The 19128-nt window shown below is 71.6% G+C and carries 13 protein-coding genes and 1 pseudogene; 10 read left to right on the top strand and 4 right to left on the bottom strand.

Annotated elements, in window-relative coordinates:
- The first annotated feature begins 154 nt into the window (after nt 1–154).
- Entirely contained in the window at nt 155–901 is a 747-nt protein-coding gene (locus tag AB0B01_RS04135) for a sulfotransferase family protein (protein WP_361712671.1), read from the top strand.
- A gap of 46 nt (nt 902–947) precedes the next feature.
- On the opposite strand, the gene AB0B01_RS04130 is transcribed toward AB0B01_RS04135, so the two are convergent.
- Complete coding sequence (locus AB0B01_RS04130) at nt 948–2273, bottom strand: MFS transporter (protein WP_361712669.1); 1326 nt, start codon at nt 2271–2273, stop codon at nt 948–950.
- A 232-nt stretch (nt 2274–2505) separates the two neighbouring features.
- Between AB0B01_RS04130 and AB0B01_RS04125 the strand changes: the two genes are divergently transcribed.
- The 4 genes from AB0B01_RS04125 to AB0B01_RS04110 are packed head-to-tail and all read left to right on the top strand — an operon-like array spanning nt 2506 to nt 9519.
- Nucleotides 2506–6636: an amino acid adenylation domain-containing protein gene (locus AB0B01_RS04125; protein WP_361712667.1), complete on the top strand. Its 4131-nt coding sequence runs from the start codon at nt 2506–2508 to the stop codon at nt 6634–6636.
- Nucleotides 6633–7829: an acyl-CoA dehydrogenase family protein gene (locus tag AB0B01_RS04120; protein WP_361712666.1), complete on the top strand. Its 1197-nt coding sequence runs from the start codon at nt 6633–6635 to the stop codon at nt 7827–7829. Before AB0B01_RS04125 ends, AB0B01_RS04120 begins: the two co-directional genes overlap by 4 nt.
- The gene (locus AB0B01_RS04115) at nt 7826–8731 is read left to right on the top strand and encodes an acyl-CoA dehydrogenase family protein (protein WP_361712664.1); all 906 of its coding nucleotides are present in this window, start codon (nt 7826–7828) and stop codon (nt 8729–8731) included. Before AB0B01_RS04120 ends, AB0B01_RS04115 begins: the two co-directional genes overlap by 4 nt.
- The gene (locus AB0B01_RS04110; RefSeq protein ID WP_361712662.1) at nt 8728–9519 is read left to right on the top strand and encodes an alpha/beta fold hydrolase; all 792 of its coding nucleotides are present in this window, start codon (nt 8728–8730) and stop codon (nt 9517–9519) included. The genes AB0B01_RS04115 and AB0B01_RS04110 overlap by 4 nt, the downstream gene beginning before the upstream one ends.
- A gap of 544 nt (nt 9520–10063) precedes the next feature.
- Here AB0B01_RS04110 and acnA read toward each other — a convergent pair.
- Entirely contained in the window at nt 10064–12781 is a 2718-nt protein-coding gene (gene acnA / locus AB0B01_RS04105) for an aconitate hydratase AcnA (RefSeq protein WP_361712660.1), read from the bottom strand.
- Nucleotides 12782–12937: 156 nt separating this feature from the next.
- The gene (locus AB0B01_RS04100; RefSeq protein ID WP_361712658.1) at nt 12938–13438 is read right to left on the bottom strand and encodes a substrate-binding domain-containing protein; all 501 of its coding nucleotides are present in this window, start codon (nt 13436–13438) and stop codon (nt 12938–12940) included.
- Nucleotides 13439–13723: 285 nt separating this feature from the next.
- Here AB0B01_RS04100 and AB0B01_RS04095 point away from each other — a divergent pair.
- From AB0B01_RS04095 to AB0B01_RS04080, 4 genes and pseudogenes are all read left to right on the top strand, one after another.
- Nucleotides 13724–14035 (top strand): annotated as a pseudogene (locus AB0B01_RS04095) (amidohydrolase); the annotation flags it as partial.
- 499 nt (nt 14036–14534) lie between these two features.
- Nucleotides 14535–14987, top strand: a complete 453-nt coding sequence (locus AB0B01_RS04090; protein WP_361712854.1) for a hypothetical protein — start codon at nt 14535–14537, stop codon at nt 14985–14987.
- Between the two features lie 195 nt (nt 14988–15182).
- Entirely contained in the window at nt 15183–16712 is a 1530-nt protein-coding gene (locus AB0B01_RS04085) for a UDP-N-acetylglucosamine 1-carboxyvinyltransferase (RefSeq protein ID WP_361712656.1), read from the top strand.
- Nucleotides 16713–16968: 256 nt separating this feature from the next.
- Nucleotides 16969–17487, top strand: coding sequence for a hypothetical protein (locus AB0B01_RS04080; RefSeq protein ID WP_361712654.1), 519 nt, complete (start codon nt 16969–16971; stop codon nt 17485–17487).
- Here the strand turns inward: AB0B01_RS04080 and AB0B01_RS04075 are convergent.
- Nucleotides 17481–18488: a hypothetical protein gene (locus AB0B01_RS04075; protein WP_361712652.1), complete on the bottom strand. Its 1008-nt coding sequence runs from the start codon at nt 18486–18488 to the stop codon at nt 17481–17483. The two genes, AB0B01_RS04080 and AB0B01_RS04075, sit on opposite strands and share 7 nt — an antisense overlap.
- A 149-nt stretch (nt 18489–18637) precedes the next feature.
- Between AB0B01_RS04075 and AB0B01_RS04070 the strand changes: the two genes are divergently transcribed.
- Nucleotides 18638–19126: an NUDIX domain-containing protein gene (locus AB0B01_RS04070; protein WP_361712650.1), complete on the top strand. Its 489-nt coding sequence runs from the start codon at nt 18638–18640 to the stop codon at nt 19124–19126.
- Nucleotides 19127–19128: the final 2 nt, after the last annotated feature.

The following is a 19128-nucleotide window of genomic DNA, read 5'->3' as shown; positions in this document are numbered from 1 at the left end:
CCGCGAAGTTGGTTCGAGGCTCGCACCCCTCACGGGCGGCGAACAGTCGGGGAGTTCCCCTACCCGGCGGAGGGCCGGGATTCCTTGGGAAGGGCTCCGTTCCGTGCCAGACTGCGGGCCCTCTGACGGCGACCACGAAGGGATGTAAGCCACTGTGACCACGAGGAACGATGCGGAAGACCAGCCCCGGATCATCGCGCTGTGGGCCATGCCGCGCAGTCGCTCCACGGCCTTCTTCCGGATGATGGCCGAGCGCGGCGACTTCCACGTCCTGCACGAACCCTTCTCCAACCTGGCCGAGTTCGGCAGCGTCGAGATCGAGGGCACGAAGGTCGGGTCGGAGGAGGAACTGATCGCGGCCATACGGACGTTGGCGCAGTCCAAGCCGATCTTCTTCAAGGACACGACCGACGAGCGCTACCCGGCCCTCCTCGCAGACGAGGAGTTCCTCGGGCGGGATGCCACGCACACGTTCATGATCCGCCACCCCGAGGAGACCATCGCCTCGTACCACGCCCTCAACCCCGAGGTACGGCTCCACCAGATCGGCGGCGAGACGCAGCACGAGCTCTACCGGGCGGTCACCGAGACGTCCGCGCGGACGCCGGTCGTCATCGACTCGGCCGACCTCATGCAGGACTCCCCCGGCCTGATCGCCGCCTACTGCACCGCCGTCGGGATCCCGTTCCTCCCCGAGGCGCTGAGCTGGAAGCCCGGCGATCGCGGCGAGTGGCAGCGCACCTCGCGCTGGCACGTGGAGGCCAGCAACTCCGCCGGCTTCCACGCGGAGCGGCGCGCCCACGCCGTGGACCCGGGGACCGACCCGGTCCTGTCCGGCTACCTCCGCCACCACCTGCCGTTCTACGAGACCCTGCGCGAGGCCCGCGTGTCGCCGGCGTGAACCGACGAGGGGGACCCCGGGGCGCACCCCGGGGTCACTTCTCCCGCTAGAGAACCTTCTCCTCCTCGGAAACCGCCCCAGGACCCCCAGGCGCCCCAGGCCCCTCAGGCGCCCCCGACTCCCCCGACTCCCCCGACTGCACGATCTCCTTGCCGAGCGTGCGTACGGGCGAGGGCACGAGGGGCAGTACGGCCGCGGTGAGGACGAACGGCACGATCCAGAGGGTCCCCTGGGCACCGATCCGCTCGACCAGCAGGCCGCCGAGCAACGCGCCCAGCGGAATGGTCCCGAAGGTGACCATCCGGTAACTGGCGTTCATCCGCGCGTGCAGCTCGGCCGGGGTGAGCAGTTGACGTACCGTCACGGCGACCACGCCGCCGATCCCCGTACCCGCCGAGGCGGCGGCGACGGCGAGCGCGCAGGACGCGACGACGAGGGTGCGCGAACCTTCCACCGCCGGAACGATCCAGTACGCGTTCACCGTCACGGCCAGGGCCCCGAGCATGGCAGGCCCGTAACCGAAGACGCGGATGAGCGCGGGCGCGGCCAGGATGCCGAGGACGGCGCCGACTCCGCCGCACACGAGCACGAGCCCGTAGGCGCCGCTCCCGTACCCCCGGTCCTGGACGAGGTAGACGATGAGGGCGACGTTGAGCAGCTGGGCGCCGCCGTTGTTGAGGGCCGCGTGCAGGGCGATGTTGCGCACCGGGGGCGTACCGAAGACGGTCCGTAGTCCGTCCTTCGTCTCCTTGCGCAGGTCGCGGGCGGGGCGCCCGGGTTCGGGGGACGGTTCGCGGTGTCGCACCCGGCCCGTCATCAACGCGGCCCAAAGATAGGCGAGTCCGTCCATGACGAGGGCGTACGGGGCTCCGACGAGCCCGGTCAGCCAGCCCGCGATCCCGGGCCCGGCGGTGCCGCCGACGGCGAGCCCCGCGTTCAGCTTGCTGTTGGCCGAGGCCAGTTCGTCGGCGTCGACGAGCCGCGGCACCAGGGACGTCTTCGCGATGTCGGAGACGACGGTCAGGACACCGCCGAGCAAGGCGATCACATAGAGGTGCGCGAGGCCCAGAGCGCCGAACGCGTTCGCGACCGGGACCGAGAGGACGAGGACGGCGCTGAGCAGACTCGCCCAGATGAGCACCGGCCGTTTGGTGCGGTTCTCCAGCCATACGCCGGCGGGCAGCGGGACGAGAAGGAACGGCAGCGTGTACAGCGCCTGGAGCAGGCCGACTTGGCCGCCGGAGGCGTGCAGTGCCGTCAACGCCGCGTAGGGCAGGGCGAAGAGCGTGACCTGCTGTCCGATCTGCGACACCGCGTCGCCCGCCCACAGACGGTTGAAATCGCTGCCCTCACGCGCCGGTCGCGCACCCATCCACCTCGGTCGTCCGGTTGACACCGGTGGACCACCTCCTCCACGCCCGCGCGCACTTCGGGAAACTGCCGCGCACGCTAGGTCGTGCGCGTCGGGCCGAGACAGTCGGGAGAAGTCCCGATAGCCGTCCCCCAGCGGGTGGGCCACAGTGCGATGGACCAGAAGTCAGTCGGACGTCAGACGTCAGACGCCAGAAGTCATAAGCCAGAAGTCAGCCAGGAGGAGATGACGCATGCCGAGGTTCGAGGCCGGCGGGCCGATTCCGGCTCGCGCGCGCAAGGGCCGGGCGGCCGGCGGCGGGGCCACCGAGGCCAAGCGTCTGCTCCAGGAGCTGGGCGCTCGCCGGGGCGCCGTGACGCGCGTGCCGACCGTGCCGCGCGACCGGGCGCTGCCCCTGTCCTTCGCCGGACAGCGGCTCTGGTTCCTCGACAAGTGGATGCCGGACTTGCCCGTCTACAACTCGCCGCTGGGGCTGCGCCTGCGCGGGCCGCTCGACCACGGGCACCTGGTCACGGCGCTCACCCGCGTCGTCGGCCGGCACGAGATCCTGCGCACCCGCTATCTCGAAGAGCACGGCGTACCCCACCAGGTCGTCGACCCGGCCCCGGACCGGGTGGAGCTGCCCGTCACCGATCTGACGGGGCGGCCGGACGCCGAGGAGGCCGCCCACGCCCTGGCGGAGGAGGTGTCCACCGGCACTTTCGACCTGGCCGCGGGACCGGTGCTGCGCGCCCGGATGATCCGGCTCGCCGCCGATGACCACCTGCTGGTCCTGTGCATCCACCACATCGCGACCGACGGCTGGTCGACCGGGATCCTCGTCGCGGAGCTGACGGCCTGTTACGCCGCGGCCGTGACGGGCACCACCCCCGAGCTTCCCGAACTGCCGGTGCAGTACGCCGACTTCGCGAGCTGGGAGCGGGGCCAGGCCTCGGCCGAGGCGACCGAGCGCCTGCTCGCGTACTGGCGCGAGCGGCTGGCCGACCTGCCGGCCCTGGACATCCCGACCGACCGGCCGCGCCCCGCCGAGCAGAGCTTCCGCGGCGCCACCACCACGCTCCGGCTGCCCGAGGAGCTGCGTGCGCGGCTCTCGGAGCTGGCGCGCGCCGAGCAGGCGACGCTGCTCAGCGTCCTGCTGGCCGGTTTCAACGCGCTGCTCACTTGCTACACGGGCGCCAAGGACGTGGTCGTCGGCTCGGTGTTCTCCGGCCGGACCCACCCCGACATCGAGCGGCTCATCGGCTTCTTCGCCAACACGCTGGTGCTGCGGACGAGCACGGCGGGCGACCCGGCGTTCCGCGAGCTGATCACCCGGACCCGGGACACCGTCCTCGGTGCCCATCTCCACCAGGAGCTGGGCTTCGACCGGCTCGTCAGGGAGCTCCGCCCCGAGCGGGACGCCAGCCGCAACCCACTCTTCCAGGTCTGCTTCACCCTCCAGAACGCGACGCCCGACCGGGGCGAGGCGGGCGGGCTCCAGGTGATCCACGAGCCGACCGAGCAGGGCACCTCCCGGTTCGACCTCGCCGTCCAGGCGACCGAGGTCCCGGGGGAAGGCCTCGACCTGTGGGCCGAGTACGCCACCGACCTGTTCGACGCCGACCGGATCGAGCGGCTGCTCGCCCATTACGCCACCATCCTCGAACAGGTCTGCGCGGACCCCGCGATCCCGCTGAGCCGGATCGACCTGCTCAGCTCCGGGCAGCGCGCCCTCGCCCTCGACCACGCCGTCGGCCCCGCCGCACCGGACGCGCGCGGCCGGCTGCTCCACGAGCTGTTCGAGGAGCGCGCCGCCGCCGACCCCGAGGCGCCCGCGACCCTCTTCGAGGGCGTCACCGTCTCGTACGGCGAACTGAACGCACACGCCGACCGGATCGCCCGGCGCCTCGACGCCCGGCTCGACGCCCGCGGCGACATCGTCGCCGTCCTGCTGCCGAGGGGCCCGGAGCTCCCGGCGGCGCTCCTCGGGGTGCTCAAGTCGGGCGCGGCCTACCTGCCGATCGACCCCGGCTACCCCAAGGACCGGATCGCCTGGATGCTGGAGGACTCCGGCTGCCGCACGGTGCTGACGGTACGGAGCGTGGCGGAGCTGCTGCCCCCGCAGGTGACCCCGGTACTCCTCGACGCGCAGGACGCAGATCCCGATACCGCTGATTCCCCTAACCCCACCAGCCCCATCCACCCCATCGACCCGGCCTCCGCGGCCTACGTCATCTACACCTCGGGCTCGACGGGCCGCCCCAAGGGCGTGGTGGTGGAACACCGCCAGGCGGTCGACTTCATCATCGGCATCGTCGGCGTCTTCGGCCTCGGCAAGGGCGACCGGGTCCTCCAGTTCGCCAACCCGGCCTTCGACGTCAGCGTCTTCGACTTCTTCTCGGCGCTCACCAGCGGCGCGGCGCTCGTCCAGGCACCGGTCACGGTGCTGCACGACTTCGGCACGCTCACGAAGCTGATGCAGACCGAGGCGGTCACCGTGACCGACCTGCCCCCGTCGATCCTCGCCGAGCTCGACGCGAACGCCTTCCCCGACCTGCGGGCCCTCTTCGTGGGCCTTGAGCCCTACCCCGGGGACCTGGTCAACCGGTGGAACATCCCCGGCCGGACCTTCCACAACGCCTACGGCCCCACCGAGGCGACCGTGGCCTGCATCGACCACCTCGTCCCCGACGTGCTCGACGGCCCCCCGCCGATCGGTCTGCCGCTCCCCGGCTACCGGGCGTACATCCTGGACGACCGCGGCGACCTCGCCCCCGTCCACGTACCCGGCGAGCTCTACGTGGGCGGCACCGGCGTGGCCCGGGGCTACCTCGGCCGCCCCGGGCTGACCGCGGAGAAGTTCCTGCCCGACCCCTACGGTCCGCCCGGCAGCCGGGTCTACCGCACGGGCGACCTCGCGGTCCGACGCCAGGACGGCGTGCTCACGTTCCTCGGCCGGGCGGACCGTCAGATCAAGCTGAACGGCCTTCGGATCGAGCCCGGCGAGATCGAGGTGGCGCTCACCGGCAGGCCCGGCATCCGGCAGGCTCTTGTGACCGTACGGAACGGCGCCCTCGTCGCGTACCTCGTGACCGACGGCGGGACCGAGCCGGACGCGACGGCGCTGCGCGACGCGCTGACCGCGCTGCTCCCGGTCGGCATGATCCCGACCGCGTTCATCGCGCTCGACGCCTTCCCGCTGAACGCCAACGGCAAGATCGACCACCCGAAGCTCCCCAACCCGGGCGGTCCCGCGGCCTCCGAGCGGGTCGAGCCGCGTACCCCGACCGAGGTGCGTGTCGCGGAGATCTGGGCCGGGGTGCTCGGCACGACGGACATCGGGGTCACGGACGACTTCTTCACCCTGGGCGGGAACTCGCTGCGGATCACCCAGATCACGTCCCGGATCCGCGAGGCCTTCGGGGTGAGTCTGGAACTGCGCGCCTTCTTCCGCGCGCCGACGGTCGCCGCGCTGTCGGAGCTCATCGAGAGCGAGGTGCCGGAGACCCCCACCCCGACGACCGCGAGCACCACGACCACCGCACCCACCGCACCCACCCCGACCACCGACTTCACCCCAACCGGCCTCGTCGTCCCCTTGCGCCCGGGAACCCCCGGCCACGCACCGGTCTTCTTCCTCCACGCCAGTGGCGGTTCGTCGATGTCGTACGCGGCGCTCTGCCGCGAGCTGCCGCCGGGTGTGCCGTGTTACGGCATCGAGGCACTGGGCCTCGAAGCCGGCCCGCTCCCCCGGTCCGTCGCCGAGATGGCGGAGGCCTACGCCGACGCCGTACGGGCGACCGCGCCGGAAGGCCCGTACCGCCTCGTCGGCTGGTCGGTGGGCGGCGGCCTCGCCCACGCGACGGCGGTGAAGCTGCGCGAGCGGGGCGCGCGTGTCGAGCTGCTGGCGCTGCTCGACACGCAGGAGCCGCCCGTACGGGAGGAGGCGCCGGCCGCGTCGCTGCTGCGCGCCCTGTTCGCCGAGAATCTCGCGCTCACGGCCGGGCACGAGGCCGTGGGACCGTCGGCCGACGAACTGGCCGGCCTCGACGAGACGGCGCAGTCCGACCGGGTCGTCGGCGCGCTCGTGGACGCGGGGCTCGCCCCGTCCGGCTCCGCCGAGCTGCTGCTGCGGCGTATGGACGTATTCCTCGCGATCCTGTCGACGGGAGCGGTCTGGCGCCCGGAGCGGTACGACGGCCGCATCGACCTGCTGCTGGCCGAGGACTCCCCGGAGGCGACGGCCGAGGCCTGGGAGGCCTGGACGAGCGGGCCGGTGATCGGGCACCGGGCACCGGGCGACCACTACGGAATGATGCGGGCTCCGCACGTCACGGAACTGGCCCGGACACTCGGAGCGCTCCTCGAAGGGACCCAGCCGTGACCACCGCGACCCCACCGCCCACGACCACGCCCACCACGCCCCTCCTTCCGGCGACGGACATCCCGGACGCGCGACCGACCCCGGCTCGCATCGCGTTCCGCGAGGAGGTACGGGCGCTGCTGCGCTCGCCGGCGGTCCAGGAGGAGGTGGACGGCATCCGGCGGTTCCCGCCCGGCAGGGAACCGGGCCTCCTGACCACGTACCGGCTGCTCGGCGAGCGCGGCTGGCTCGCGCCGAGCTGGCCGAAGCGGTACGGCGGCGCCGGCCTCGGCCACTACGACTCCGCGGTGGTCACCGAGGAGATGATCCTCGCCGGGGTACCGGACGACGCGCACGTGCTGAGCGTGGACATCGTGGGGCGCTTCGTCCTCGACAGCGGCACCGACGCGCAGCGCGAGCGACTGCTGCCGCCGCTGGCCAGGGGTGAGCGGATCGCGACGGTCCTCTTCACCGAACCGCAGGCCGGTTCGGACCTCGGGCGGATGACGACGAGGGCCGAGCCCGACGGCGAGGGCGCCTGGCGCCTGTACGGCACGAAGGTGTTCAACCAGAAGTCCGGCTTCGCGGACACCGCCCTGTGCGCGGCGATCACGGTGCCGGGGACCATGCCCGGCATCGGACTCTTCCTCCTCCCCCTGCGCTCCCCGGGGGTGACGATCAGGACGCTGCCGAACCTCACCGACGACGCGTTCTGCGAGATCTCCATCGACGGGGTGCGGCTGACGCGCGAGGACGTCGTCGGTGAGGTGGACGACGGCTGGCGGCTCATGAACGAGCTACTGCTCCTCGAACGGACGGGCATCGACTTCCACGCGAAGATCCGCCACTGGCTCGACTCGGTGGCCGACGCGGTGCCCGAGAGGCTGCGGGAGCGGTACGCCGCCCTCGACGCGCGCCTCGCGGCGGGGCACGCCCTCGCCTGGCGGATGGTCACCGAACTGGACGCCGGCAGGACCGACCCCGTACTCGCCGCCATGGCGAAGTGGTACGTGACCGAGCAGGCCCGGGAAGTGGCCAGGTTCTGCCTGGAGTTGCGGGGCCGGGACGGTCTGCTCACCAACCAGGACCCGGACGCGCCGGACCTCGGGAGGATCGAGCGGGCACTGCGCTACGCGCCGACGCTGACGCTCGCCTCGGGAACGTCCGAGGTGATGCTGCGCGCCATCGCGACCTCACACCTGGAGCTGCTGTGACCCTGACCGACGAGAGCGGCGCCGAAGCGCCCTCCTCCCCCCTCACGGACCTCTTCTCGTCCCCCGAACTACGCCCGGTACTCCGCCGGCTCGGCCAACGGCCGTTGTCGGAGGAGGCGGCGGGTACGCAGGCCGCGGTGTGGGCCACGCTGGCCGAGTCCGGCGCGATCAGCGAGACGCACGACGTCCTGCCGGTCGCCGAACTGCTGGGCGAGACCCTCTACCGCGGCCCCTACCTCGACACGGTGACGGCGCTCGACGCGTTCGCGGCACTGCCCGCGACACCGGAGACGGAGGACCTCGTCGACGCGCTGCGGCACGGCGACCTGGCGGTCGCGCTCGCGGGCCCGGACCGCCGCTTCGTCCGCTGCGCGGACCAGGCGGACCTGCTACTGACGGTCGACGAGGAAAGCTTCTCCCTCATAGAACTGGACGACCCGAACATACGCCTGACGGAACACGAGGACCTGGGCAGAGGCGGCCTTTTCACGGTGACGGCACCTCCCGACACCCCCCTGGTGGCGACGGGACGACTGGCCGACCCGACAAGAGTCTTCTCCCGATCCCACTCACGTCAGGCCGCATACCTGACGGGCCTGTGCCGAGGAGCCCTGGACCTGGGGGTGACGCACGCCCGCCGGAGGATCCTCTTCGGGGCTCCGCTCGGCTCCCACCAGCACCCCGCGTTCCGCCTGGCGGCCCTGTCGGCGAGGCTGGAAGCGGTCCGGAGCCTGCTCTACCGGGGGGACCGCCCGAACCAGGCCCTCGGCCTGGCCAAGGAACTGGCCGTGGACACCACGACGGAGGTCCTCCAGTTGCACGGCGCGTCCGGCCTCCTCGACGAGGACGACGCGCAGCTCTTCTACCGCCGAGCCCTCACGGAATCCGTACTCTCACGATGACAACCACCACCGCCACCATCACCGCCGAACGCCACCTCTGGATCCGCCAGTTCCGCCCGGCACACCCGGGCGCACCCCGCCTGCTCTGCCTGCCGCACGCGGGCGGCTCGGCCGGCTTCTACCTGCCGTTCGCCCAGGAACTGGCGCCGGAGGTGAACGTCCTGGCGGTGCAGTACCCAGGCCGCCAGGACCGGCGCGCGGAACCCGCGTCGCTGTCGCTCACGGAACTGGCCGAAGCCCTCTTCCGCCTGCTCGACCCCGAGGACCAGACACCGCTGACCCTCTTCGGCCACAGCATGGGCGCCGTCGTCTCCTTCGAGCTGGCCCGCCTCCTGGAAGCCGCGGGCCGCCCCCCGGCCCACCTCGTCGCCTCCGCCCGCCGCGGCCCCCACCTCCCCCTGGGACCGTCCTTCCACCACCTGGGCGACGCCGCACTCCTGGCCGAGGTCTCCCGCCTCAACGGCACCGACGTCCCGCCCCTGGAAGACGAAGACATCCTCCGCATGGCACTCCCCGCGCTACGCGCCGACTTCCGGGCGGTGGAATCCCACGTCCACACCCCCGGCCCCCCGCTCACCTGCCCGGTCACCGCCATGACAGGCACTACGGACCCCCGAGTCCCCCCACAAGACGCCGAAACGTGGTCCACCACGACAAGGGGCCCCTTCACCCTCTCCCTCCACCCCGGCGGCCACTTCTACCTGGTCCCCCGCCACCCCGAGGTCACCACCGAACTGAGATCCCTCCTGACCCAGACGGGCCCGGAACCCACCCCACACCCCGCCTGAGCCGCGAGCGACACCCGGCCCCCGGGTCAGGTGCCGCTCCAGTTCCCTCAGCACGCCCCACAGGAAGGCCGTACGGACGGAGGCAGGCATTCCCGCAGCGCGGAGGCTTCCTTCCGGCCAACCGGCCGAAGAACGCCTTTGATCACGGAACGGAGGGCGATCTACGCTTTCCGCCGGCGGTCACGTCTGGACCGTCCGGCGGCACAAGCCTCCTGGAGCGTGTTCACTCGGACTTCCTCACAGGCGACGGGCCCTGACCCCGGGTTTTGGACACCGGAGAGACTTGGATCCTGTTGGTCCAGGAGAACGGAGTCACCCTGGGGATGAAGCAATCCGGGGTCAAGGCCCCACTCGTGAACACCCCACAGAAGAACCCCGCACCTGGTACCAGGTGCGGGGTTCTTCGTCGTCGTAGGATGCGCAGCTCCGCTCCGGGAACAGATCGCGTGCGATCCTGCTCGCAGGCGCGTCTTCCGCCCCGTCGCGCGCGAGCGCCCTACCCCCGAGCGCGAGATGCAGGGGCAGGGCGCTCGTTCACATCAGGTCAAGAACCGGCAAGTTGGCGCAGCACGTAGTGCATGATGCCGCCGTTGCGGTAGTAGTCCGCCTCACCGGGGGTGTCGATGCGGACGACCGCGTCGAACTCCACACCGGTGTCGGTGGTGACCTTGACGGTGCGCGGCGTGGTGCCGTTGTTCAGCTCCTCCACACCGGTGAAGGAGAAGGTCTCCTCGCCGGTGAGGCCCAGGGCGGCCGCCGAGGCGCCCTCCGGGAACTGCAGGGGCAGGACGCCCATGCCGATCAGGTTCGAGCGGTGGATGCGCTCGTAGGACTCGGCGATGACGGCCTTGACGCCGAGCAGCGCGGTGCCCTTGGCCGCCCAGTCGCGGGACGAGCCGGAGCCGTACTCCTTGCCCGCCAGGATGACCAGCGGGATGCCGGCGGCCTGGTAGTTCTGCGAGGCGTCGTAGATGAACGCGACCGGCGCGCCCTCGACGGTGAAGTCGCGGGTGAAACCGCCCTCGGTGCCCGGGGCGATCTGGTTGCGCAGGCGGATGTTGGCGAAGGTACCGCGGATCATGACCTCGTGGTTGCCGCGGCGGGAACCGTACGAGTTGAAGTCGCGGCGCTCGACGCCGTGCTCCGTGAGGTACTTGCCGGCCGGGGTGTCGGCCTTGATCGCACCGGCCGGGGAGATGTGGTCGGTGGTGACCGAGTCGCCCAGCTTCGCCAGCACGCGCGCGCCGGTGATGTCGGAGACCGGGGTGGTCTCCATGGTCATGCCCTCGAAGTAGGGGGGCTTGCGCACGTAGGTGGACTGCGGGTCCCACTCGAAGGTGTTGCCGGTCGGGACCGGCAGCGCCTGCCACTGGGCGTCGCCCGCGAAGACGTCCTGGTAGGACTTGCTGAACATGTCCTCGCCGATGGCGTTCGCCACGACGTCGTTGACCTCGGCCTCGGAGGGCCAGATGTCCTGGAGGTAGACCGGCTTGCCCTCGGTGTCGATGCCGATGGCGTCCTTGGTGATGTCCACCTTCATGGAGCCCGCGATGGCGTACGCGACGACCAGCGGCGGGGAGGCCAGGTAGTTCATCTTGACGTCGGGGTTGATCCGGCCCTCGAAGTTGCGGTTGCCGGAGAGCACCGAGGTGACCGCGAGGTCGTGCTCGTTGATCGCCTTCGAGATCTCCTCGTCCAGCGGACCGGAGTTGCCGATGCAGGTGGTGCAGCCGTACCCGACGAGGTTGAAGCCCATCTTGTCGAGGTACGGGGTCAGGCCGGCCTTGTCGAAGTAGTCGGTGACGACCTTCGAGCCCGGGGCCAGGGTGGTCTTGACCCACGGCTTGCGGGTCAGGCCCTTCTCGACCGCCTTCTTGGCCACGAGGGCCGCGGCGACCATGACGTAGGGGTTCGAGGTGTTGGTGCAGGAGGTGATCGCGGCGACGGTGACGGCGCCGTGGTCGATCTCGAAGGAGGAGCCGTCGGCCAGGGTGACCAGGGTCGGCTTCGACGGGGCGCCGTTCGGGTGGTTCGCCGGGGCGTCGGAGGCCGGGAAGGACTCCTTGCCCGCCTCGTCCACGTCGTCCACGTAGTTGCGGACGTCCTGGGCGAACTGCTCGGCGGCGTTGGCCAGGACGATGCGGTCCTGCGGGCGCTTCGGGCCGGCGATGGAGGGGACGACCGTGGAGAGGTCGAGCTCCAGCTTCTCGGAGAAGTCCGGCTCGGCGGCCGGGTCCAGCCACAGGCCCTGCTCCTTGGCGTACGCCTCGACGAGCGCGACCTGCTGGGCGTCGCGGCCGGTCAGGCGCAGGTACTTCAGGGTCTCGTCGTCGATCGGGAAGATCGCGGCGGTGGAACCGAACTCCGGCGACATGTTGCCGATGGTGGCGCGGTTCGCGAGGGAGGTGGCGGCGACGCCCTCACCGTAGAACTCGACGAACTTGCCGACCACACCGTGCTTGCGCAGCATCTCGGTGATGGTCAGCACCAGGTCGGTGGCGGTGGTGCCGGTCGGCAGCTCGCCGGTCAGCTTGAAGCCGACCACGCGCGGGATCAGCATGGAGACCGGCTGGCCGAGCATCGCGGCCTCGGCCTCGATGCCGCCGACGCCCCAGCCCAGCACACCGAGGCCGTTGACCATGGTGGTGTGCGAGTCGGTGCCGACGAGGGTGTCCGGGTAGGCCTGGCCGCCCCGGACCATGACCGTGCGGGCCAGGTGCTCGATGTTGACCTGGTGCACGATGCCGGTGCCCGGGGGGACGACCTTGAACTCGTCGAAGGCGGTCTGGCCCCAGCGCAGGAACTGGTAGCGCTCCTTGTTGCGGCCGTACTCCAGCTCCACGTTCTGGGCGAACGCTTCGTGGGTGCCGAACTTGTCGGCGATGACCGAGTGGTCGATGACCAGCTCGGCCGGGGCCAGCGGGTTGATCTTCGACGGGTCGCCGCCGAGGGCCTTCACGGCCTCACGCATGGTCGCGAGGTCCACGACGCAGGGGACGCCGGTGAAGTCCTGCATGATCACGCGGGCCGGCGTGAACTGGATCTCCTCGCTGGGCTGGGCCTGCGAGTCCCAGTTGCCGAGCGACCGGATGTGGTCGGCGGTGATGTTCGCGCCGTCCTCGGTGCGGAGCAGGTTCTCCAGCAGCACCTTCAGGCTGTAGGGAAGGCGGGCCGAGCCCTCCACCTTGTCCAGCCGGAAGATCTCGTACGACTCGTCGCCCACCTGCAGCGTGCTGCGGGCGTCGAAGCTGTTCGCCGACACGACAGTCTCCTTCATGCATGAAATTCGCGCGTTATTACCGCATCCTGCCGCCACGCCCCATGGCCAATCCGCTAAGGTAAGGCTAAGTTAGGTAGCCCTTACCAGCGGGGGCGGCTGCGGTACGCCTTCGGCAGATATCTCGATGTCGAGATAACTCTAGTACATGTCCGGGCGGAGCGACGAGGCACGCACCCTCAGGCCCGCCGGGACGGTGCACCGCCCCGCCGGTTCCGCATGCCCGGATTCGATCAGCATGACCAGCGCCGACACCGCGGACACCGCGATCCGCTCCGGATTCAGCGTGACGGTGGTCACGGCCGGCTCCTGCTCGGCGTACGCGGGATCCTCGCTGGCGCAGACCAGCAGCAGCTCTGCAGGCGTACGGATTCCATGGCGCGCGGCGGCGGCCGGCACCTGCCGCCCGCCCGGGTCGTACACGCAGTACACGGCGTCGGGCCGGCCCGGCGCGCCGAACACCCCGTCGAAGGCGTGCCCCGGCGCGTCGTCGGGGTCGAAGGGGACCACCAGCGGGGCGAGGCCGCGTTCGACGCACCACCGTGCAAAGGCCGAGGTGACGGCGGCGGTGTAGAACTCCCGGCCGTAACCGGAGTGCAGGGCTGTGCGCCGGGCACCGGAGGCGGTGAGGTGGTCGAGCACCTCGCGGGTGCGGCCTCGTGGTCGTTGTCCACCCAGACGTCCCCGGGCCGGGGATCGGCCGGGCGGCCGTCGAACACCACCGGCAGGCCGCGGGCCCGCAGCGCGCGCAGCACCGGGTCGTCCGCCGGGCTGTCACGCCCGCGTGTTCACCGGGGCGAGGGGGGCGGCGCGCCCGCGGAGGCGGTCGCCGTCGGGCGGGACGGCCGGATCCTGGCCACCGGGAGCGACGCGTCGCTGCGCCGGTACGCGGACACCGAGGTCGTCGACGCGCGCGGGAACACCGTGATGAGCGGGATCCACGACGGGCACGTCCACCCGCTGGGCGCCGGCGACCGGTCGCTGCGGCCCTCGCTGGAGGGGGCCGAGACCACCGTGCCGGAGCTCCAGGGGCTGCTCTCCGGTTTTCTCGCCGACACCGGGGGCGCGGAGGCGGAGCCGGACCGCTGGCTGGTCGTGGAGGACTGGAATCCGGTCGGCCTGCTGCCGACCGGGACCACCCCGCACCACACGGTGCTGGACGCCCTCGCCACCCGGCGGCCGGTCGCGCTGGTCGGCGGTGACGGGCACAACCTGTGGGTGAACCGGCGAGCTCTGGAGATCGCCGGGACCACCGCGGCCACCCCCGACCCGGTCGGCGGCCGGATCGCGAAGGGAGCTCTACCAGGACCTGGCCGGGGCCGGGAAGCTGCCCCAGCGGATCGTGCCGGCGATCCGGCTGGACGCCGCACGGGCCAAGGACCCGGCGGATGCCCTGGCCTACGCCCGGGGCTGCGGGGGGAGTCCGAGGGGGTGCACGGGCTCCGGTTCGGGATGGTCAAGGTGTTCCTCGACGGGGTCATCGAGTACCCGGCGCAGACGGCCGCGCTACTGACCCCGTACCTGGACGGCGACGGCAGACCGACCGCCAACCGGGGCGAGCTCTACACCTCCGCGGCGGACCACGGCCGGCTGACCGCGGCCTTCAACCGGGCCGGCTGGCAGATGCACGCCCACGGGCTGGGCGACCGGGCGGTCCGCGGCCCTGGACGGGTACGCGTATGCCCGCCGCACCACCGGACAGCGCGACGCACGCAACGCGATCGCCCACCTCCCGCTGGTGGACCCGGCCGACCTGCGGCGCTTCGCACAGCTCGGCGTGGCGGCCTGCATGCAGCTCCAGTGGGCGGTGCGGGACACCTGGACGGAGCTGCGCCAGGTTGCCCTGACGGGGACGGTGGAGCCCGGCAAGGCCGCCGACCTGGTGCTGCTGGACCGGGATGTGACCCGCTGTCCGGTGGCCGACATCAGCGGGACCGGGGTCCGCCTGGCGAAGGTCGGCGGGCGGGTGGTGCACGACGCGGAGTCGGCGGCGGGGCGTACGGCGGCTGCCCGCGTGGCCCGCGCCGCATCCGGACCACGCCCGGCCTCGTACGCGACGGTGCACGGCATCGGCCGGCACGCGGCGTGCACTGCAACGGCGGCGCGGGGGCGGGAGCCGGGCGGTAGCCGGCCGTACACGCGTTCGGGACGACCAAGCAGGCAGGCGCACATAAGGCTGATATGCAAATAAGAGGGACGCAACACCTCACGAGCGAGCACGCTGCGGCACCGGTCCCCTTTGGGCGATTTGGTGCTGCTGCGCGCTTTGTCCGCGCTCGTCGCGCAGTTCGCGTCCGGCGGCCCCACCATGGGATCTGACGGCGGGTAACACCCGTCCGCCACACCCGACGCAGGGCTCATCTCATATCTGAGATACGGTGCATCCATGGCAGACGACTACCTCGTACGCATCGGCAAGCTCATCCGTGACGCCCGGCAACACCGGGGCTGGACGCAGAGTCAGCTGGCGGACGCCCTGGGCACCAGCCAGAGCGCCGTGAACCGGATTGAGCGCGGCAACCAGAACATCAGCCTTGAGATGATCGCCCGCATCGGTGAAGCACTCGACAGCGAAATCGTCTCTCTCGGCTATGCCGGCCCGATGCACCTGCGCGTCGTCGGGGGGCGCCGCCTGTCCGGCGCCATCGACGTCAAGACGAGCAAGAACGCCTGCGTGGCCCTGCTGTGCGCCTCACTGCTGAACAAGGGCCGTACGGTACTCCGGCGCGTCGCCCGCATCGAGGAGGTCTACCGGCTCCTCGAAGTCCTGAACTCCATCGGCGTCCGCACCCGCTGGATCAACGACGGCGTCGACCTGGAGCTGGTCCCGCCGGCCCGGCTCGACATGGACTCCATCGACGCGGAGGCGGCGGTCCGGACCCGGAGCATCATCATGTTCCTGGGGCCCCTGCTGCACCGGATGGACCAGTTCCGCCTCCCGTACGCCGGAGGCTGCGACCTGGGCACCCGCACCATCGAACCCCACATGATCGCGCTGCGCCGCTTCGGCCTGGACATCACCGCGACCGAGGGCATCTACCACGCGAAGGTCGCATCCGGGGTCTACCCCGACCGCCCGATCGTGCTGACAGAGCGCGGGGACACGGTCACCGAGAACGCCCTGCTGGCCGCCGCCCGGCACGACGGCGTCACCGTCATCCGCAACGCGTCCTCGAACTACATGGTCCAGGACCTCTGCTTCTTCCTGGAGGCGCTCGGCGTACGCGTCGACGGCATCGGCACCACCACCCTGACGGTGCACGGCGTCCCGAACATCGACGTGGACGTCGACTACTCCCCCTCCGAGGACCCGGTCGAGGCGATGAGCCTGCTCGCCGCCGCGGTGGTCACGGAATCGGAGCTGACCATCCGCCGGGTCCCGATCGAGTTCATGGAGATCGAGCTCGCGGTCCTGGAGGAGATGGGCCTGGACCACGACCGCTCGGCGGAGTACACGGCCGACAACGGCCGCACCCGCCTGGTCGACCTCACGGTCCGCCCGTCGAAGCTGGAAGCCCCGATCGACAAGATCCACCCGATGCCGTTCCCCGGGCTGAACATCGACAACGTCCCGTTCTTCGCAGCCATCGCCGCCACCGCCCAGGGCCAGACCCTGATCCACGACTGGGTGTACGACAACCGGGCGATCTACCTGACGGACCTGAACCGCCTCGGCGGCCGCCTCCAGCTCCTCGACCCCCACCGCGTCCTGGTCGAGGGCCCGACCCGCTGGCGCGCGGCCGAAATGATGTGCCCCCCGGCCCTGCGCCCGGCGGTGGTCGTCCTCCTCGCGATGATGGCGGCGGAGGGCACCTCGGTCCTGCGCAACGTCTACGTCATCAACCGCGGCTACGAAGAACTGGCGGAACGCCTCAACTCGGTGGGCGCCCAGATCGAAATCTTCCGCGACATTTAAAAGCCGCAGATCTCCCCTTCCTCCCGAGCCGCCCGCGGCGGCCAGGGCGGCCAACAACCGGGGGCTTTGAATCTGCAGGCGTGAGGCCTCGTCGCTCTTCCCGGAGAGTGACGGGGCCTCATCTCTTTGCTGTGGCGCCGCTGGCCGGGCAAGGGAGGCTTCTTACGTCTGCCGTCATGTGCGTACCGCCCGGTAGGACGCTTGAACGCTTGTATGTTGATCGCCTTTCCGTGCGTTCTCGCCCTTCAGGAGCCCCATGGCCACGCAACTGCCCGGCAGCAGACAGAAGTCCATCAAGCAGCGCTACGGGGGTGCCCTCGCCGTCGTCGCGGCCGTTCTCATGCTCGCCGCCTGCGACCCGGGTGCCGCCGGTACCGACACGCCGAGCGCGAGCCCGAGCACGGGCATCTCCGCCGACGTCGCCATCCCTTCGGCTGCACCGGCTCCTCCGAGCCCGAGCTCCAGTCCCACCCCGAGCCCCGAGCCCACCACTGCCGCGCCGGCCGGCGGGCCCGGAACCGCGGCTCCGGTCGCCACCGAGCCCGCCGCGCCGCCCACCCCGACCCGGGCCCGAACCTCGGCTCCCGCACCCGAGCCCGAGCCCACCCAGGCCAAGGAGGACACCGGCTGTTACCCGCTCTCCAACGCCGGCAACTGCTACAAGGCCGGCCAGATATGCCGGAAGGCCGACGTCGGAACCACGGGCCGGGACGCCAACGGGCGCACGATCCACTGCCGCCACGACGACAGCGTCGGCCAACGCTGGGGCTACTGACGCTCCCCGCAGGCTCCCGGCGCGGACAGCCGCGGCGCGGCGGGCGGGACGGGGCCGGCCTGTTGTACGTCCTGCCCCTCCTGCGGTTGCCGGGCCGGCGCCCTGTGGTGCGGGCGCAGGGATATGAGGCGTAGGAGCATGACCGCGCCCGCGAGGGTGGCAGCCGTGTTCAGGGCGGCGGATACCGCGGGGATCTCCGGCGGGGCGGTGGTCGGGTTGTCCGCCAGCACCTGGAAGAGGGTGAAGGGGAGTTTCCAGGCGCTCCAGGTGAAGAGGGAGCCCGAGCCGAGCCACATCAGGGACACCGGGAGTCCGCGGGGCAGGCGCGCCGGGCGGCTCTGGGAGAGGGCGTGGAGGGCGGCGGCGGCGGCCAGGGCCCAGAGGGCGCCCAGGCCGGTCAGCCCGTGCCACTCGGGGGTGCGTGCCCCCGGGTGCGCGAGGCCGAGGGTGCCGCCGAGGGCCCAGTAGAGCCAGACCAGTCCGACAGCGGCGGCGAGTGCGGCCGGCCACGGCGCACCGGCGCGGGGCCCGTCGCCCACCCGCCCGGCGAACACGGCCGGCCAGCGGCGCCGCAGGTACGCGGGCAGCGCCACGGCCAGGCCGATCCCCATCCCCCCGAAGCCGCACTCGATGAGCACGCCCTCCCAGACGGGCATCCCGGGGTCGTCGGCCTCCTGGCCCGCCAGCGCGCGGAACACCACGAACGGCAGCACCGACACCAGGAAGCCCGAGCCCGCCCAGCCGCAGAAGACCACGAGCCATCCCGGTATCCGCATCCCCCACGGCTGCACCAGCGCAAGCGCGAGCAGGATCCCGATCCCGGCCATGCCGACGGTCACCAGGTTCAGCACCACCCAGCCGGCCACGCTGAAGCCGTCGTCCATCGGGAGCAGCCCCAGCAGCGAGCCCACCACCCAGGACACCTTGATCAGCAGATACGGCGTCAGCGCGAGGGCCGCCCCGTAGGCCGCCCCTCGTCCGATCCGGTCCCAGCGCTCCATCGACCGACTCCCTCCGCGTCCGGAATCCCAGCATCGGCTCCGGCACCGCCCCGGCGGCTCCCCCGCCGGGGGGATCCGCCTCCCCCACCCGGGGGAGACGGAACCGGTTCAGGAGGCTCGGGGGGCGGCGGGCCGTGAGGCTCGGGCGCATGACGGACACCTGGCTCCCGCCCGCGGAGTACATCAAGACCATCGCCCAGGCGACCAGCTACGCCTGCCTGTACTTCACCGACCCCGACGGCCGTCCCGTCCAGCTGCGCGCCACCTACGCCACCGAGGAGTGGCAGTGGCCCGGCGGCAACATGGACCCCGGGGAGACGCCGTGGGAGTGCGCGGTACGGGAGTGCGCGGAGGAGACCGGCATCGTCTTCCGCGGGGAGCCGAAGCTGCTGGGCGCGCATTTCATCGGGCACCAGGGCGAGGCGTGGCCCGCCAACCACATCGGCTTCGTCTTCGACGGGGGCACCCTCACCCCCGAGCAGATCGCGGGCATCGTCCTCGATCCCCGCGAGCACGACGAGGTGCGGGTCCACACGGTGGCGGAGTGGGAGGCCGTCATGACGCCCGGCAACTTCGCCCGCCTGCGCGAGATCGACGCCGCGCGCCGGGCCGGCCGCGTCGCCTACATGGAGGGCTAGCG

This window comes from Streptomyces sp. NPDC044571 (genome assembly GCF_040647115.1).
Lineage (GTDB): Bacteria > Actinomycetota > Actinomycetes > Streptomycetales > Streptomycetaceae > Streptomyces.
The sequence above is the reverse complement of the archived record's forward strand: the minus strand, read 5'-3'. Positions and strand labels throughout refer to the sequence as shown.

Bases quoted from the DNA above. Each gene is read 5' to 3' on its own strand.
- AB0B01_RS04110 (WP_361712662.1), top strand. From the start codon at position 8,728: ATGACAACCACCACCGCCACCATCACCGCCGAACGCCACCTCTGGATC.
- AB0B01_RS04075 (WP_361712652.1), bottom strand. From the start codon at position 18,488: ATGGAGCGCTGGGACCGGATCGGACGAGGGGCGGCCTACGGGGCGGCC.
- AB0B01_RS04130 (WP_361712669.1), bottom strand. From the start codon at position 2,273: ATGGGTGCGCGACCGGCGCGTGAGGGCAGCGATTTCAACCGTCTGTGG.
- AB0B01_RS04080 (WP_361712654.1), top strand. From the start codon at position 16,969: ATGGCCACGCAACTGCCCGGCAGCAGACAGAAGTCCATCAAGCAGCGC.
- AB0B01_RS04085 (WP_361712656.1), top strand. From the start codon at position 15,183: ATGGCAGACGACTACCTCGTACGCATCGGCAAGCTCATCCGTGACGCC.
- AB0B01_RS04070 (WP_361712650.1), top strand. From the start codon at position 18,638: ATGACGGACACCTGGCTCCCGCCCGCGGAGTACATCAAGACCATCGCC.
- AB0B01_RS04125 (WP_361712667.1), top strand. From the start codon at position 2,506: ATGCCGAGGTTCGAGGCCGGCGGGCCGATTCCGGCTCGCGCGCGCAAG.